This window comes from Neomoorella sulfitireducens (assembly GCF_024733845.1).
Lineage (GTDB): Bacteria > Bacillota > DSM-521 > Neomoorellales > Neomoorellaceae > Neomoorella > Neomoorella sulfitireducens.
The window spans coordinates 476064-492683 of the sequence record NZ_JANRHG010000001.1 but is presented as its reverse complement, the minus strand read 5'-3'; the positions used below and the strand labels follow the sequence as shown (position 1 = coordinate 492683).

Annotated in this window: 19 protein-coding genes and 1 other annotated feature; all 19 genes read left to right on the top strand. The window is 56.2% G+C overall.

The features are described from left to right. Nucleotides 1-22 precede the first annotated feature (22 nt). The 19 genes from NWF31_RS02325 to NWF31_RS02235 all read left to right on the top strand — a co-directional run bounded on the left by NWF31_RS02325 (nt 23) and on the right by NWF31_RS02235 (nt 16479). Complete coding sequence (locus NWF31_RS02325) at nt 23-964, top strand: DNA-directed RNA polymerase subunit alpha (protein WP_258358883.1); 942 nt, start codon at nt 23-25, stop codon at nt 962-964. Between the two features lie 15 nt (nt 965-979). Then, nucleotides 980-1318 carry a 50S ribosomal protein L17 gene (gene rplQ, locus NWF31_RS02320; protein WP_258358882.1) on the top strand — a complete coding sequence of 113 codons (339 nt, stop codon included), beginning with the start codon at nt 980-982 and terminating at the stop codon, nt 1316-1318. Between the two features lie 3 nt (nt 1319-1321). Beyond that, nucleotides 1322-2152, top strand: coding sequence for an energy-coupling factor transporter ATPase (locus tag NWF31_RS02315; protein ID WP_258358881.1), 831 nt, complete (start codon nt 1322-1324; stop codon nt 2150-2152). Then, nucleotides 2128-2979: an energy-coupling factor transporter ATPase gene (locus NWF31_RS02310; protein ID WP_258358880.1), complete on the top strand. Its 852-nt coding sequence runs from the start codon at nt 2128-2130 to the stop codon at nt 2977-2979. Before NWF31_RS02315 ends, NWF31_RS02310 begins: the two co-directional genes overlap by 25 nt. Nucleotides 2980-2983: 4 nt before the next feature. Continuing rightward, the gene (locus NWF31_RS02305) at nt 2984-3772 is read left to right on the top strand and encodes an energy-coupling factor transporter transmembrane component T family protein (RefSeq protein WP_258358879.1); all 789 of its coding nucleotides are present in this window, start codon (nt 2984-2986) and stop codon (nt 3770-3772) included. A gap of 43 nt (nt 3773-3815) precedes the next feature. Then, nucleotides 3816-4553, top strand: a complete 738-nt coding sequence (truA, locus tag NWF31_RS02300; RefSeq protein WP_258358878.1) for a tRNA pseudouridine(38-40) synthase TruA — start codon at nt 3816-3818, stop codon at nt 4551-4553. 62 nt (nt 4554-4615) lie between these two features. Further along, entirely contained in the window at nt 4616-5050 is a 435-nt protein-coding gene (gene rplM, locus NWF31_RS02295; RefSeq protein WP_258358877.1) for a 50S ribosomal protein L13, read from the top strand. 18 nt (nt 5051-5068) lie between these two features. Continuing rightward, a complete protein-coding gene (gene rpsI / locus NWF31_RS02290) occupies nt 5069-5461 on the top strand; it encodes a 30S ribosomal protein S9 (RefSeq protein ID WP_258358876.1) in 393 nt (130 codons plus the stop codon). A 15-nt stretch (nt 5462-5476) separates the two neighbouring features. Continuing rightward, a complete protein-coding gene (gene scfA, locus NWF31_RS02285) occupies nt 5477-5623 on the top strand; it encodes a six-cysteine ranthipeptide SCIFF (RefSeq protein ID WP_258358875.1) in 147 nt (48 codons plus the stop codon). 54 nt (nt 5624-5677) lie between these two features. Continuing rightward, complete coding sequence (gene scfB / locus NWF31_RS02280; protein WP_422880227.1) at nt 5678-7093, top strand: thioether cross-link-forming SCIFF peptide maturase; 1416 nt, start codon at nt 5678-5680, stop codon at nt 7091-7093. 142 nt (nt 7094-7235) lie between these two features. Next, nucleotides 7236-8663, top strand: a complete 1428-nt coding sequence (locus NWF31_RS02275) for a M23 family metallopeptidase (protein WP_258358873.1) — start codon at nt 7236-7238, stop codon at nt 8661-8663. A 200-nt stretch (nt 8664-8863) separates the two neighbouring features. Next, on the top strand, nt 8864-9778 hold the full coding sequence (gene trxB, locus NWF31_RS02270; RefSeq protein ID WP_258358872.1) for a thioredoxin-disulfide reductase: 915 nt from the start codon (nt 8864-8866) through the stop codon (nt 9776-9778). Nucleotides 9779-9842: 64 nt separating this feature from the next. Continuing rightward, on the top strand, nt 9843-10049 hold the full coding sequence (locus tag NWF31_RS02265) for a copper ion binding protein (RefSeq protein WP_258358871.1): 207 nt from the start codon (nt 9843-9845) through the stop codon (nt 10047-10049). Nucleotides 10050-10168: 119 nt separating this feature from the next. After that, complete coding sequence (locus tag NWF31_RS02260) at nt 10169-11041, top strand: peptidase MA family metallohydrolase (protein ID WP_258358870.1); 873 nt, start codon at nt 10169-10171, stop codon at nt 11039-11041. Between the two features lie 228 nt (nt 11042-11269). Then, complete coding sequence (locus NWF31_RS02255; RefSeq protein ID WP_258358869.1) at nt 11270-12409, top strand: S1C family serine protease; 1140 nt, start codon at nt 11270-11272, stop codon at nt 12407-12409. A 6-nt stretch (nt 12410-12415) separates the two neighbouring features. Continuing rightward, nucleotides 12416-12898 carry a 23S rRNA (pseudouridine(1915)-N(3))-methyltransferase RlmH gene (locus tag NWF31_RS02250; RefSeq protein WP_258358868.1) on the top strand — a complete coding sequence of 161 codons (483 nt, stop codon included), beginning with the start codon at nt 12416-12418 and terminating at the stop codon, nt 12896-12898. A gap of 158 nt (nt 12899-13056) precedes the next feature. Beyond that, nucleotides 13057-14397: an MFS transporter gene (locus NWF31_RS02245; protein ID WP_258358867.1), complete on the top strand. Its 1341-nt coding sequence runs from the start codon at nt 13057-13059 to the stop codon at nt 14395-14397. 47 nt (nt 14398-14444) lie between these two features. Next, nucleotides 14445-14750: a binding site (T-box leader), on the top strand. A 47-nt stretch (nt 14751-14797) separates the two neighbouring features. Continuing rightward, nucleotides 14798-15868 (top strand): 3-deoxy-7-phosphoheptulonate synthase, encoded by a 1071-nt coding sequence (gene aroF / locus NWF31_RS02240; RefSeq protein ID WP_258358866.1) that lies wholly within the window; start codon nt 14798-14800, stop codon nt 15866-15868. 176 nt (nt 15869-16044) lie between these two features. Beyond that, on the top strand, nt 16045-16479 hold the full coding sequence (locus NWF31_RS02235; RefSeq protein WP_258358865.1) for a YwiB family protein: 435 nt from the start codon (nt 16045-16047) through the stop codon (nt 16477-16479). Nucleotides 16480-16620 lie beyond the last annotated feature (141 nt).

Genomic DNA, 16620 nt, shown 5'->3' with positions numbered 1-16620 from the left:
GCTCACGAGAAGGAGGGGAACAATGCTCGAAATTGAAAGGCCCAGGATTGATTGCCTGGAGATCTCCAACAAATACGGGCGTTTTGTAGTCGAACCCCTTGAACGGGGATATGGAATTACCCTGGGTAATTCCCTGCGGCGGATTCTTCTTTCCTCACTGCCGGGGGCGGCTGTAACTACGGTTAAAATTGAAGGAGTTCTCCATGAGTTTTCTACCATTCCCGGGGTAGTGGAGGACACCACGGAGATTATTTTAAACATCAAGTCCCTGGCCCTGAAGCTCTACAGCGAAGAGCCCAGGGTGATAAGGATTGAGGCTGAAGGCGAAGGCGAAGTTACAGCTGCCGATATTATTGCTGATGCGGACGTCGAAGTCCTGAACCCCGACCTGCACATTGCCACCATAGAAAAAGGCGGCCGCCTGTTTATCGAAATGACGGTAGAAAAGGGCCGGGGCTACGTCAGTGCGGAAAAAAACAAAAAAGAGGACCAGCCTATCGGGATTATTCCCATCGATTCCCTTTTTTCGCCAGTCCATAAAGTAAACTACCAGGTGGAAAACACCCGGGTAGGACAGGTTACCGACTATGACAAACTTACCCTGGAGGTATGGACTGACGGTACCATTGCCCCCGATGAGGCAGTGAGCTCGGCAGCCAGGATTCTTATCGAACACTTACGCCTTTTTTTAGGTTTAACGGAACGCGTCAGCGATGAAGTAACTCTGGTGGAGAAGGAAGAGGAGAGCCGGGATCGCCTCATGGACATGTCCATCGAGGAACTTGATCTGTCGGTGCGTTCTTACAACTGCCTGAAGCGGGCGGGCATTAATACCGTCGGTGAGCTTCTACAGCGTACGGAAGAAGACATGATGAAGGTACGCAACCTGGGTAAAAAATCCTTGGAAGAAGTTACACAGAAACTTGCCGAACTGGGCCTGTCCCTGCGACAGAGCGATGGGTAAAGGGGTGACACTTTGATGGGCTACCGGAAATTAGGACGCCTGTCCGGCCACCGCAAAATGATGCTGCGCAATATCGTTACTTCATTTTTGCGGGAAGGTAAAATAGAAACCACCGAAATGCGGGCCAAGGAGCTCAGAAGCCTGGCCGAAAAGATGATTACCCTGGGCAAAAGGGGCGACCTCCACGCCCGGCGCCAGGCCCTGGCCTACCTGCTGGACGAAGATGTGGTCTCGAAATTGTTCAAAGAGATAGGCCCGCGCTACCAGGACAAAAACGGGGGCTATACCCGGATAATCAAGACCGGTTTCCGGCAGGGTGACGGCGCGCCAATGGTCCGCATCGAGCTGGTGTAAGCGATGATTGAGGTCCAGGGCGTTACTTTTTTCTACCCGGGAACAAGGGAACCAGCCCTGGAAAATATCAGCCTGACTATTAGGCCGGGCGAATTCCTGGCCATTACGGGACCAAACGGCTCCGGCAAATCAACCCTGGCCCGGCTGCTTAACGGCCTGCTGCGGCCCGGGAAAGGCCGCGTCCTGGTAGACGGGCTGGATACCGCTGATGCAGCCTCCCTGGTCGAGATCCGCCGCCGGGTAGGCATGGTCTTTCAGGATCCCGATAACCAGCTGGTGGCCGCCACCGTTGAAGATGACGTCGCCTTCGGGCCGGAAAATCTGGGGTTGCCGCCGGCTGCTGTCAGGCAGCGGGTTGCGGCCGCCCTCGAGGCCGTGGAGCTGGCAGATTTAAAGACGAGGCCTCCCCACCGCCTCTCCGGCGGCCAGAAACAACGCCTGGCCCTGGCCGGTGTCCTGGCCATGGAGCCTGTATACCTGGTTCTTGACGAGGCAACGGCCATGCTGGACCCCGTAGGCCGGGAAGAAGTGCTTAAAAAGGTACTGGCCTTACGCCGGGAAAAGGGACTGGCCGTTATTCTCATTACCCATTTTATGGAAGAGGCAGCCCTGGCAGAACGGATGTTGGTCCTGAACGAAGGGCGCATAATCCTGTCCGGCCCTCCTGCTGATGTACTGCAGCAGGAGGAGGGGCTGGCGAAGGCGGGGCTGAAAGCGCCGGCGATTGTCGCCCTGGGTAAGAGCTTGAGGCAGGCAGGGGTGAAATTGCCGGCCAGTATAGTTACGGTGGAGGAGATGGCCCGGGCCTTATGGAAATTAGCCTCCGGGAAGTGAGTTTTGCCTACAAAGTCGGCGACAGGCCATTGCCGGTTCTGGAAAGCATCAATGTCAGGGTTGCTCCCGGCGACTTCCTGGCCATTACTGGGTCCGGCGGTTCGGGGAAATCAACCCTCGCCATGTTGATGGCCGGCCTGCTGGAACCGGTGGCAGGCCGGGTCATACTGGACGGGAAGCCCGTCCGGGGACGAGGTAAAGGGAAAACCCATTCGGCCTGGCACAAGGTGGGCATGGTTTTTCAACAACCAGAGCAGCAGCTCTTTGCCGAAACGGTGGCCGATGATGTGGCCTTTGGCCCGGGGAATCTTGGCTTTACCGGCAGCGAACTTGAAACCAGGGTTGAAGAAGCCCTCCGGGCTGTAGGCCTGGACCCGCAAAAAATAGGGGGGCACTCGCCTTTCAGGTTAAGCGGTGGACAGCAGCGGCGGGTGGCCATTGCCGGTGTCCTGGCCATGGACCCGGAGGTCCTGATCCTGGATGAACCGACGGCCGGCCTTGACCCGGCCGGCCGCGAGCAGGTCCTGGGCGTTATCCGTTCCTTTTACCGGCGGCCAGGAAAGGCAGTAGTTCTAATCTCGCATAATATGGCCGAGGTAGCCGCGATGGCCCGGCAGGTTATAGTTTTATACCAGGGACGGGTGGCACTTCAAGGTACGCCGCGGGAAATTTTTCGCCAGGGTGAAGCTTTAAAAACCTATGGCCTTATTCCCCCACCCCTGACCCGCCTGATGCAGGAACTGCAACGCCGGGGGGCCCCGGTAAGCCCGGAAATCTTTACCCTTGCTGAAGCCCGCGCGGCAATCCTGGCCTGGCTGGGAGCATAGCTTTATGATGGTTGAGCTGGGGCAATATATCCCGGGGACCAGTTGCATCCACTACCTGGATCCCCGGGCCAAACTGCTGGGCCTGTTTTTTTACGGCCTCGCCCTCCTGTTAGCGCCGACGGGCATCACGGCAAGCCTCACCGGTGCAGCCATTTTACCGGTGATTGTGCTGGCCGGTCTTGCGCCATCCTTTATCTGGCGCCAGCTAAAGCCCCTTTTGGTGTTCCTGGTAATTATTTTTTTCCTCCAGGTTGCCCTGACACCGGGAGAAATAATTGCCGCGATAGGCCCGCTCAGGATAACCAGGGAGGGGCTGGATTACGGCATTATGGCCCTGGCCAGGGTGTTTTTCCTGATTGTGGCGGCCTCGGTACTCATGGCGACGACCGACCCCCTGGCCCTGGCCGACGGCCTGGAGCGGTTGCTGCGACCGGGACAGAGGTTTGGCCTGCCGTCTGTCGAACTGGCCCTGATGCTGACCCTGGCCCTCAGGTTCGTGCCCACCCTCCTGGAAGAGGCCGAGCGGATTATGCGGGCCCAGGTTGCCCGGGGGGCTACCTTCCGGGGCAGCCAGGTTAAAAACCTGATGCCCCTTATCATCCCGCTATTTATAAGCGCCTTTCGCCGGGCCGAAGGCCTGGCCGAAGCCATGGAAGCCCGTGCCTACCGGGGAGGCAAAGGCCGTACCAGGATGCGGGAACTCCATTTCAAGCCGGCGGACTATATTTTCCTTCTGTTAGCCGTCCTCCTGGTCGCCGGGACAGCCTATTACCGGCTGGGTTTTGGCAGTTAGGTGTATAAGTACCGTTAATGAATTGGGAGGCTAACTTCCACCCATGCCGCACCTTAAAATTACCCTGGCCTATGACGGCACCAATTACGCCGGCTGGCAGGTGCAGCCGGAAGCCCACGGGCCGACCATCCAGGGTATTGTGGCTGCCGCTTTAAAAAAGCTGACAGGGGAAAGGATCTACCCGGTAGCTGCAGGGCGGACGGATGCCGGGGTCCACGCCAGGGGACAGGTAATCAGCTTCTATACTTCCAGCCGCATACCGTTGCAGCGCTGGCCCCTGGCCCTGAATAGCCTGCTGCCCGGAGATATTGCCGCCCTGGACGCCGAGGAAGTGCCGCCGGAATTTCATGCCCGTTATAGCGCACGCTGGAAATGGTACCGCTATACAATCTATAACCATAACCTTCCTGATGTTTTCAGCCGGCGCTACAGCTGGCAGGTCCGTTATCCCCTTGACTATGCTGCCATGGCCAGGGGCGCAAGTTATTTTACGGGCCGCCATGACTTTCGCTCCTTTTGCGCCGCCGGCAGCCCGGTACGCCGGTTTGAACGCGAGGTAGCGGCGTCCATGCACCGCCAGGGAAATTTCATTTTTTTTGACGTGGTGGGCAACGGTTTTCTCTATCATATGGTAAGGATTATGGCCGGTACCCTGGTGGAAATCGGCAGGGGCCGGCTGCTGCCGGAGGATATTCCGGGTATAATTGCCGCCCGTTCCCGGGAAAAGGCCGGCCCGACGGCCCCGCCCCACGGGCTGTGCCTGGAAAAGGTAGCGTACTAATTTCTTGACTTGCGGCAGTTAATTGCTTAAAATAATTGCGTAACAGGAACAGGAGGGAGAAAATGACCACCTTTATGGCCAAACCACATGAGGTGGGGCGCAAGTGGTATGTTATTGACGCGGCGGGGAAAACCCTGGGCCGCGTGGCCACCGAAGCCGCCCGCCTTCTCAGGGGTAAACATAAGCCCATCTTTACCCCCCATGTGGATTGCGGCGACCACGTGATCGTCATTAACGCTGAGAAAGTCCGCCTTACCGGCAAAAAGCCCCTGCAAAAGAAATATATCCGCCACAGCGGCTACCCCGGTGGTTTAAAGGTTATGAACTATGCCCAGCTTTTAAAGACTTTTCCCGAACGAGCCATTGAGAAGGCCGTGGCAGGGATGATCCCCCACAATCGCCTGGGCCGGCAAATGATTAAAAAGCTCAAGGTTTACCGCGGCGATGGCCATCCCCATGCGGCCCAGCAGCCTGAAGTCTGGGAGATCAGGGAATAAGAGAAGGAGGGGAAAACTATGGCCCAGGTTCAATTTTACGGCACGGGTAGGCGGAAAAATGCCGTGGCGCGGGTGTACCTGGTTCCCGGCGAGGGCCGGGTGCTAGTTAACGGCCGCCCCCTCGACGAATATTTCAACCAGCAGATCCTGGCCATGCAGGTACGCCGCCCCCTGGAAGTAACTAATAATGCGGGCCGCTTTGACGTCCTGGCTAAAGTAGAGGGCGGCGGGACCAGCGGTCAGGCCGGTGCCATCAGGATGGGCATCGCCAGGGCGCTGTTGCAGGCTGACGCCGATTTGCGCCCGGTACTGAAAAGCAATGGTTTCCTCACCCGCGACCCGCGGATGAAGGAAAGAAGAAAGTACGGCTTGAAGAAAGCCCGCAAGGCGCCGCAATTCTCCAAACGCTAAAGAGGGGTGTTTAAGGTGCACATCAAGACGGTCTTTACGCCCCGCCTGCAGGAGAGCACCAGGCAGGGCGGCTGTGGCAATTGTCATGTTTCTTGCCAGTCGGCCTGCAAGACTTCCATTACCGTCAGCAACCAGCCCTGTGAACGTAAAGAGAAGAAGTAAGCCCCAAGGCCCGACTATCATGGTCGGGCTTTTGTTATCAGGAGGAATATGATCTTGCCATCCCTACATCTTCAAAACGTTGACTGGCAGGCAGACGTCCACTGGTTCGACTTTGAAGACCTCTGCCTGCTCCTGGACGTGAATAGCGGCGCCGTGCATATAATCGATGCCCCCACCCGGGCCGTCCTGGAAGAATTGCGGTTGCAGGGAGTTCGCGGTAACTATACCGCAGCCGACTGGCCTACTATCCTGCCCCGGTCTTTTGAGCAGTGGGGTGCCGACACAGTCCTGGAAGTCTGCCGGGAGCTGGCAAGCAGGCAGGCTGAAGGGACGCTTTTTACCGTTGACGAAGTTGGCCGGGATTACCGGCCGCCGCAACCTCTACTCCAGGCCCTTTGCCTGCACGTAGCCCATGACTGCAATATGCGTTGTCGCTATTGCTTTGCCGGCGGGGGACCCTTTGGCGGTGAACGGGGCTTAATGGACCTGGACACGGGCTACCAGGCCCTGGATTTGCTTCTCAAGGCCTCCGGCGCCCGGCCCCGGGTCGAAGTCGACTTCTTCGGCGGGGAACCGCTGCTGAATTTTAACGTTGTGCAAGCCCTGGTAACTTACGGCCGGGAAAAGGCAGCAGCCGCAGGGAAAAAAATTAGCTTTACCCTGACCACCAACGGCCTGGGCTTGACGCCGGCCGTCGAGGAATACCTTGTTGCCAATCAGATAAGCGTTATTTTAAGCCTTGACGGGCGCCCGGAAGTTCATAACCATAACCGGCGGACTCTAACCGGCCAGGGAAGCTATCACCTGGTGGTTCCAAGGGAACAGCATCTAGTCGCTGCCTATGAGGGCGGCGACTACTGGGTGCGGGGGACTTTTACCCGCCAGAACCTGGATTTTACCAGGGACATCCTGCATATGGTTGAATTAGGATTTCGTTACCTGTCCCTGGAACCGGTGGTAGCCACCCCCGGAGAAGAATATGCTATTAGGGAGGAGGACCTGCCGCTCCTGGCCACGGAATACCGTCACCTGGCACAGGCCTACCTGGAGGCGAGGTCTAAAGGTAAACCCTTTAACTTTTTCCACTTTAACATTAACCCTGCGACCGGTCCCTGCCTCACCAAAAGGCTTACCGGTTGCGGTGCGGGTACCAGTTACCTGGCTGTTGACCCCGGGGGTGCCCTTTATCCCTGTCACCAGCTGGTGGGGAAAAGGGAATACTGTCTCGGCAATGTACGCCAGGGGATCTTGCGGCCGGAAATACAGGAAGAATTTCGCCAGGCCCATGTATATAACCAGCCGGCCTGCAGCCGTTGCTGGGCTCGCTTCTACTGCAGCGGCGGCTGTCATGCGGCCAACCTGGCCGTTACTGGCAATTTGCAGGAACCGGCGCCTGTACCCTGTGCCATCCAGAAAATACGCCTGGAAGCGGCCCTTTACGTGCAGGTTAAAAAAGCCCTTGGTGCCTGAAATATTAAGATTGATCCAGCATAGTTAAAAAAAGATAAAAAAATTACTAAATGGGGAGGATTCCTGGCTGCAGAGGTAGAATATTTAGGGGAAAAAACAGGGTAATAGGCCCTGCCCTATTCCGGGGAGAGGAGGAATGTCATTGCCGCCGCCGGGTAAGCTGCCGGATTTGGTGGCCGGAGCAGGTCGCTTTATTAAGGAATGGCCGGCACGCTGGAAAGAAACATACAGGGATAAAAATAGGTTATGGGCTATTAGCTGCATCCTGGCCGGGGGCTTGTTGCTGCTGGTTACCGGGTACCAGCTGACTGCTCCTAATTCCTGGGCTGTTATGGTCAACGGAAATCAAGTAGCAGTAGTAAACAGCCGGGCAGATGCCGACCGGATCATCCAGGAAATCCTGCAGGAAAGCGGGGCAGGAAGCTATCAGGGCCTGCAGGTTGCCGACCAAATCGATTACCAAAAAATACGCGTTGCCCGTCAGGACATCATGGATGATCGGGCATTAAAAGATATCCTAAAGGAGAAACTGCATCTTGCGGCAGCAGCAACAGTAATAACCATTAACGGTCAACCCGAGCTTGCCGTGCGGGATGACAGCACGGCAGATGCAGTCCTGGCTCAATTAAAGCAAGCCTACCTGCCGCCGCCGGGAAGCGGGGATGTCCAGGAGGTCAAGTTTTTAGAGGAAATAACCTTTGAGCACCGGACAGCCCGGCCGGAAGAAATTTTGACCCCGGAAGAGGCCCTGGAAAAGCTCAAGGGGACTGCGACGGTGAGCGAGGAATATGTTGTTAAAGAAGGGGATTCCCTGTGGGCCATAGCCCGGGAACACGGGCTACTGGTGGAGGATATTAAGGCTGCTAACCCGGAACTCCAGGGCGACCGCCTGGACATCGGCCAGCGCTTGAAGCTCACTAAGGGAAAGCCCCTCCTGCAGGTAATGGTCGTCTACAGCCAGGAAGTGAAAGAGCCTGTCCCCTACAAAGTGAAAGTTGAAAATAATAGCGAACTCCTGCGGGGACAGGAAAGGGTAATACAGGCGGGGTCAGAGGGTGAAAGGCTGGTTACTTACCGGATTGTAACCCGGAACGGCGTTCAGGTTGAAAAGGAAGTTCTCCAGGAGCAGGTGCTGAAAGAGCCGTTAACGAAAATAGTAGAACGGGGGACACGGGTAGTCCTGGCCTCCCGTAGCGGCGGCTCCGGCCGCCTGGCATGGCCCATCCGTGGGACCATTACTTCTCCCTACGGTTACCGCGGGCGGGAATTTCATTCAGGTATGGATATCGGCGGCTACATCGGCCAGCCGGTGGGAGCGGCCGAGGCCGGCAAGGTAACCTTTGTCGGTTATGACGGCGGTTACGGGCGGATGATTACCATTGATCACGGTGAAGGGCTGGTGACCCGGTACGCCCACTTATCCGGCTATAACGTCCGCGTAGGCCAGCAGGTAAGCCGGGGAGAAGTTATCGGTTACGTGGGGGTCAGCGGCCGTACTACCGGACCCCATCTGCATTTTGAAGTCCTGGTTAACGGCAGTTTCCGTAACCCGTCCGGATATTTAGATTAGCTTTTTATTGCCAACCCCGGGGACAAGCCCCGGGGTTTTTACTTGCCCGGACTTGCCAGGTTAAAAGTAAGGGCGTATAATTACTATAGTAAAATTAAATAGCATGGCGGATTGCTGGCAGGTACATAATATAGCCAAAGTACAACCATATGAATTTAAAATTTACCCGTAACAGGGTATTTTTGGGGGAGGCAGGCAAGATGCCACATGACTTGCTTATTATCGGCGCGGGCCCGGCAGGGTTGACGGCGGCCCTTTACGCCGCCAGGGGGGGCCTGGATACCGTGGTGCTGGAGATGGGAGTTCCCGGCGGCCAGGCCGGGTTGACGGACAGGATTGAAAATTATCCCGGATTTCCCGAAGGCATTAGCGGCATGGAACTTGCCATGAAGTTTGCCGAACAGGCGGGGCGGTTTGGCGCCAGGATAGAAACGACAACTGTCCAGGGTGTTGATCTGGCCGGTGAGATTAAAAAAGTTTATACCGGGAGCGGTGAGTTTACCGCACGGGCGGTAATAATCGCCAGCGGGGCCCACCCGCGTCCCCTGGGGGTACCGGGAGAAGAAGAATTCCGCGGCCGGGGAGTTTCCTACTGCGCCACCTGCGACGGCGCCTTCTTCCGGGATAAAAAGGTCGCTGTCGTCGGCGGCGGCGATTCGGCGGTGGAAGAAGCCCTCTTCTTAACCCGTTTTGCCAGTACGGTCACCATTATTCACCGCCGTGACACCTTACGGGCGACAAAAGTATTACAGGAGCGTGCCCGTGACAATCCCAAAATTAATTTCTCTTGGAATACCGTTGTAACGAAGGTAAAGGGCAAAGAAAAAGTCGAAAGCGTGGAGTTAAAGGACGTAATAAGCGGGGTAACCGGGGAAGAAGCCTTTGACGGGGTCTTTATTTTTATCGGCACGGAGCCGAATACCGGTTTTCTTAAAGGAGCCCTGGCCCTGGATGACCTGGGATATATAGTGACCCGCGAGAACCTGGCCACATCCATTCCCGGTGTTTTTGCCGCCGGCGACGTACGGGCCAAAGATTTCCGCCAGGTTAGCACGGCTGTAGGCGACGGGGCAGTGGCGGCCATGGCGGCTGAGCGTTACCTGTCCGGCCTGTAAAAAGCAGGAGTAAAAAGTTATAATTTATATTTAAAATACCCATGGGGAGTAAGGGGGTGGAGAGATGGCGGAAGCTGTCCTGCAGGTCGAGGGGATGAGCTGTAACCACTGTAAAATGAGCGTGGAAAAGGCACTGAAAGGCCTGGCAGGCGTTACGGCAGCAGCAGTTGACCTGGCGGCCAAGACGGCCCGCGTTACTTATGATCCCGGCAAGGTAACCCTGGAAGAGATGAAAAGGGCGATAACGGGAGCCGGTTATGAAGTAAAGTAAATTTATTCTCTGGCATCCGGGGCCGGGCGGCCCCGGATTTTTACACCCATTACCAGTGAAGCTGCCACCGGGTATATAGTATAATCGAAATGGGAGAGGCCCCGGGGGAGGGGAGAAACTTGTTACAACACTGGTGGCAGGTAATTACTGTTGGCTGCCTGGCTGTCCTGGCAGTTGCAGGGGTTATCCTGGCGCGTACTACTGCTCTGCCGCGAACCTTAAGTTATAACCTGGTTCGCCAGGTCGCGGCGGGACATGCAGCCTGGCAGACAAGCAACTGGTTGGAGATAGAGAGCACACACTTTCGCCTCCGCTACCAGCAGGAGGATGCTGCTATTGCCGCCATGGTCCTGGAAAATGCCGAGGAAGTTTATAGCCCGGCAGGGGCAATGTTAGATCATGAACCGCACGGTAAAACTTTAATTATCCTTTACCCGGACCGTGAAAGCCTTGCGTACCAGTTTGGCTGGGCTGCCAGCGAAAGCGCCATGGGGGTTTACTGGGGCGGGGTTATTCGTATCCTCTCACCCCTGGACTGGGCGCCGGGCAGCAACCTGGATGAGATTGCCCGTATTTTTACGACTTCCGGGCCTGTAGCCCATGAACTGGCCCACCTCCTGGTAGATGAGAAGACACGGGGAAACTACCCGCGCTGGCTGACGGAAGGCATTGCCCAGTATGTGGAAAAGGAACTTACCGGCTTTATCATGCCGGGTTCCGGGGGAGCTGACGGCTGGTATCCCTTAGAGGTTATGGATTATGGTTTCGACAATCTTCCTGACCAGTCCCTGGCTTACCGCCAGTCCTTTTTAATGGTTGACTACCTGATGGAACGGGGAGGTTTACCGGCTTTACGCCGGATCCTGGAACTTCTAGGCCGGGGAGCCACCACTGACGGGGCTTTCCGGGAAGTCCTGGGTACCGGCATTGCTGCCTTTGAAGAAGCCTTTACCCGGGAATTTCCTGCCAACAAGTTTTCACAAGGCCTTTAATTTTACTTCACAAAAACATCACATCTCCTGTGGCCCACTGTTCCGGCGGTCACAGTAGATAGTCCCGGGCATGACATTAAACTGCCCGTTCATCCCCTTCTAAGTTTTTCGTCCCTGGAATTTCTTCCAGGGGCTTTTTTAGTTTTTAAATAATAAAGCAGGGGTCGGCAGGTAATATTAGAACTGGTAGCCGGTAAACAACCTTCTTTGATGCTAGGGGGTATTATTTTGCGCCTTCATTTGTCCGGTACCTTAAAATACGTGCGGGTCCTGGCACTGGTCGTGCTGTTTTCTTTAGGTGCGGTCCTCGGTGCCGGGTTGGCCGTTATTACGGCTCCCCGCCTGCTGCAGCGCCCCTTGGTGCCGGTCCCCCAATCGGCAGTACCCCTGACTCCGCCGGCGGGACAACCGGTCCAGTTTACTGACTCTTCTCCGGTAGTTACCATTGCCAGGCAGGTAGGGCCCACGGTCGTGGGGGTGGCGGCGATGACGGGCCGCAGCTTTACCGTGGAAGGGGCGATAAAACAGGGTTCAGGGGTCATTTTTGACGGCGCTAACGGCTATATTGTCACCAATAACCATGTTATCGCCGGCGCAGGGAGGGTCACCGTCAGCCTCGATCATGAACGGGTATACCCGGCAACAGTCATAGGCGTCGATGAGCGCAGCGACCTGGCGGTTTTGCAGGTTAAAGGAGTTAACTTGCCCCAGGCCCGCCTGGGAGATTCAAGCGCCGTCCAGGTAGGAGAAACCGTAGTTGCCATTGGCAATCCCCTGGGGCGGGAATTTGCCCGTTCGGTAACCGTGGGGGTTATCAGTGCCTTGAACCGGGAAGTGACGGTGCCCGGTCCCAGGGGGGTAGAGATAACCCTGCGTACCCTGCAGACCGACGCCCCCATCAACCCCGGGAACAGCGGCGGCGCCCTGGTAAATTTGAAGGGGGAAGTTATCGGCATAAACAGCGTAAAAATAGCCGCCAGCGGGGTGGAAGGTATGGGGTTTGCCATACCCATCAATGATGTACGGCCCATTATCGACCAGATTTTGACCCGCGGCTACGTTACCCATCCCTTCCTGGGCGTATATAACCTCCAGGATATTACCCCGGAGATGGCCAGGTGGTATAATATTCCGGAGGGGGTATATATCGGCGGCATTTTTAATGATGGCCCGGCGGCTAAAGCCGGGCTGCAGGTAGGCGATGTCATTGTCGCCGTAGACAACAACAAGGTGACGAGCTACAGCGACATCCAGGGACAGGTTAATAAAAAATCGCCGGGGGATAAAGTAACTTTAACTGCCGTGCGCCTGAACGGCAGAAAACAGCTTGATTTTACAGTAACCCTGGGAGAACTGCCGTCGAAATAAAAGAGCATGCAACATATTGACATTGTGGCCGTGGGCCGGGTACGCGAGCAATACCTGGTTGCCGGGATAAACGAGTACTTAAAACGACTGCAGCCCTATGCCAGGGTACGCATCCTTGAAGGCCCCGAAGGCAAGGTGCCGGCGCCTCTGCATCCGGCCCTGGTGGAGCAGACCGTGGCCGCTGAAGCAGAAGGTTTACGGCGTTTCCTGCGCCCGGGTGTTTACACCATTGCCCTGGAGCGGGAAGGCCTGATGCTGTCTTCGGAAGAACTGGCCGCTAAGCTTGCCGAACTGGCCCTTGCCGGGCGCAACAACCTGGCCTTTGTCATTGGCGGCACCCTGGGCCTGGCCCGGGACATTTTGGTAACTGCAGACCTGCGCCTCTCTTTTTCGCGCTTTACTTTCCCGCACCAGCTCATGCGCTTGATCCTCCTTGAACAGCTCTACCGGGCCTATAAAATCCAGCGCGGGGAGACCTATCACTATTAAAGAAGCCGGCCACCTTTTGAATAAATGGCGCTTCCGGTTGCGTGAAGGAGGCGCTTTTGCTTTTAAAACTCTAATTACTTAACTGTATTTACACCTATCTTTACATGTGATAAGATAAGGCTGTTGCATCTTCATGACGCTAAGGAGGGAAAAGTTCGTTGAGTATTTCCCGCCGTTTAGAAGGACTTCCTTTAGGGCGCTTTCATTATCAACTGCTTTTTATCTGCGGCATCGGCTGGCTTTTTGACGCTATGGATGTAGGCTTAATCTCCTTTGTTTTGCCCGCAGTGGCTAAAGAATGGCAGCTTTCTGCCGCCCAGATGGGAGCCCTGGGCAGCATTGGGCTTTTAGGGATGGGCCTGGGGGCAGTGGCAGGCGGCACTTTAGGTGATCGCCTGGGCCGCAAAAAGGTCTTCACTTACACTCTAATTTTTTATGGTGTAGCTACTTTTCTGGCAGGGATGGCAGTTAATTACCCCTGGTTAATGTTTTTGCGCTTCCTGGTTGGCCTGGGCCTGGGTGCCGAGATACCGGTAGCTTTTACTTTAATGAGCGAATTTTCACCGGCCAGGTACCGGGGCCGCATGGCGGTCTTGCTGGAAAGCTTCTGGGCTTTTGGGTGGATTGCCGCTGCCCTGATAGGCTACCTGGCCGTACCCCGGTGGGGATGGCGCCCGGCCTTCTTTATCGGCGCCCTGCCGGCACTCTATGCTGCCGTCCTCCGGCGCTCCCTGCCGGAATCCCCCCGTTACCTGGAGAAGATAGGTAGAGTAGATGCGGCTGAAGCAGTAGTAGCCATGGTGGAAAAGAGCAGCAGCGGGCCTGCGGGAGAAATACTACCCGGCCCGGAAAGGGAGGGGGAAACTGCAGCCCGTGTAACCTTCAGGGATCTCTGGTCGCGGCGTTATTTCCGGCGTACCCTCTGCCTGTGGCTTTTATGGTTTGGTATTAACTTCTCCTACTACGGAATTGTAACCTGGCTTCCGTCCCTCATGGTAGGCAGGGGGTTTGCCATTATCAAGAGCTTTGAATATGTTTTAATCATGACCCTGGGCCAGGTGCCGGGCTATTTTAGTGCCGCCTACCTGGTAGAAAAAATCGGCCGTAAAGCCACCCTGGTAACCTACCTGGCCATGAGCGGGGTGGCGGCCTATATGTTCTCCCTGAGCACCACCACGGGCCAGCTCATTCTCTGGGGCCTGGCAGTCTACTTCTTTAACCTGGGAGCCTGGGGCGTCCTTTACGCCTATACACCGGAACTTTATCCCACGGCCATCCGGGCTACCGGCTCCGGCTGGGCGTCCTTCTGCGGCCGTATTGGTGCCATCCTGGCTCCCCTGATGGTGGGGCAGATGATCGTCCTCATGGGCCAGGCGGCAGCCTATCCGGTGATCTTCTTCATCTTTACGGCCGTCTTCGTCGCCACTGCCTTAGGGATGCTCGTCCTGGGTATTGAGACAAAGGGCAAAACCCTGGAGGAACTTTCTTTTACCCCTTGACGCCGGCCCCGTCCATCTGTTAAATTAACCTTACACAACCTGACAAGGAAAATCCCGTGAAGGGGAAAAGTAGGCTTTAGCGACCTGCCCAGCGAGCCGGTGGTGGTGGGAGACCGGCCGGGAAGCTAGAGCTGAAGTTCTCCCCGGAGGAGCAGGCTGAAGGCCGGTCGTAACCGGCTGGGTAGGCCGGGCCGGAGCTCCCGCCGTTAAAAGGGAGGGGGTATCGGAAAGGATGCTAAAGGTTTCCGGCGCTCCGTTTTCGCCGAGGCTTCTTTTTCCCGTACCCTGTAATGAGGGGGCTGCACGGGCAGCCAAATAGGGTGGTACCGCGGGTATAACTCCTCGTCCCTGGGACGGGGAGTTTTTATTTTACCGTTATTGGAGGATGGGAGGAAGGAACATGATCATCGTTATGAAACCGGGAGCAACCCGGGAACAGATTGAGGCAGTCAGCGAGCGCCTGGTGGAGCTGGGTTTTAAGACCCACCCCATTTATGGCCAGGAGAAGACGGTTATCGGTGCCATTGGCGACAAAAAAGCCCTCAGTTCCGAAGCCATCATCAACCTGCCCGGCGTGGAAAAAATCGTCCCCATTATGAAGCCCTACAAACTGGTCAGCCGGGAACTCAAGGAAACCCCCACTTTAGTGCGGGTCGGCGGGGTACCGGTGGGCGGCCGCGGTCTGGTGGTTATGGCTGGTCCCTGTGCCGTGGAAAGCGAGGAACAGCTTTTAGCCACAGCTCAGGCCGTTAAAGCCGCCGGGGCCCAGATCCTGCGCGGCGGCGCCTTTAAACCGCGCACATCACCCTATGCCTTCCAGGGACTGGAGGAAGAAGGTCTCAAAATGCTGTCCCGGGTACGGGAAGAAGTGGGGTTACCCTTTGTCACCGAAGCCGTTGATACCCGGGACGTGTCCCTGGTAGCCGAATATGCCGACGCCATCCAGATTGGTGCCCGCAATATGCAGAATTTCCGCCTCCTGAAGGAAGCCGGGGCAACCGGTAAACCCATCCTGTTGAAGCGCGGCCTGGCAGCTACCGTCGAAGAGTGGCTCATGGCGGCCGAGTACATCCTGGATAGCGGCAATGCCAACGTGATTTTATGCGAGCGGGGGATACGCACCTTTGAGACGGCTACCCGTTTCACCCTGGACCTGGCGGCCGTAGCTGTGGTAAAAGAAAACTCCCACCTGCCGGTAGTCGTAGACCCGAGCCACGGTACGGGTAGCTGGCGCCTGGTTCTACCCATGGCCCGGGCTGCCGTGGCCGCCGGCGCCGACGGGCTGCTCATTGAAGTACACCCCGACCCGGCCCGGGCCCTTTGCGACGGCCCCCAGTCCCTGCACCCGGAAACCTTTGACCGCCTTATGGGCGAGCTGGCGCCGGTAGCCCTGGCCGTCGGCCGCGGCCTGGCACCGGCCGGCTCCCTCCTGGTAAAGGGTTCCTTGCCGGCCGGGGCGGCAGGCAATTAACGGCAGCCCATTTAAGGTCCCGGTAGGGGGCCTTTTTTATTAGGAGACAATTGTTATCGCAGGGTATAATTAACAAAAAGAATTGTTAAATTATCATTAAAAATAAAAAGGAAATCCTTCTTTTCTGGAGAATAATAACTCCAGGATCCCAAAAATCCCGAAGGGATGTGCATGGCTTGAAGAAGGACGTACTGGTAAAGGTAAAGGGCACCCAGACCAACGAGCTGGGGGAGAAGGATTCCATCGAGCTGGTTACCGAAGGTCGCTTCTTCATCAGGGATCAACACTACTACATCCTTTACAATGAAACCAGCCTGTCGGGAATGGAGGGTACCACAACAGCTTTAAAGGTCGAACCCCGCCGGGTAACCTTGAACCGCATGGGTATGGCCGAACAAAAAACAACTTTTGAGGCCGGTATTTTGAATGCCGGTTTCTATGTAACTCCTTATGGTACCATGAAGATTACCGTTTTACCTTCAAAGGTAGAAGTTGACTTGACAGAACGGGGCGGAAGTATTAATCTAGAGTATGAATTGCAGGTCGACCAGGAAAAAATCAGCGATAACCGGCTAGAGATTACTGTCGAGCACCTGGAGAGTTTCGTGTGAAATCCCGCCGTCTCCGGCGGCTTACAGGCAAGCGGGGGACGGAACAGGTACGGTTCGTGGCGGTTACACATTCACCGGTGGAAGATGTGAAGAGGTAAAGGACTACTTTAGTTGGGTCCCGGACTGCCGGGAGCTCTTATC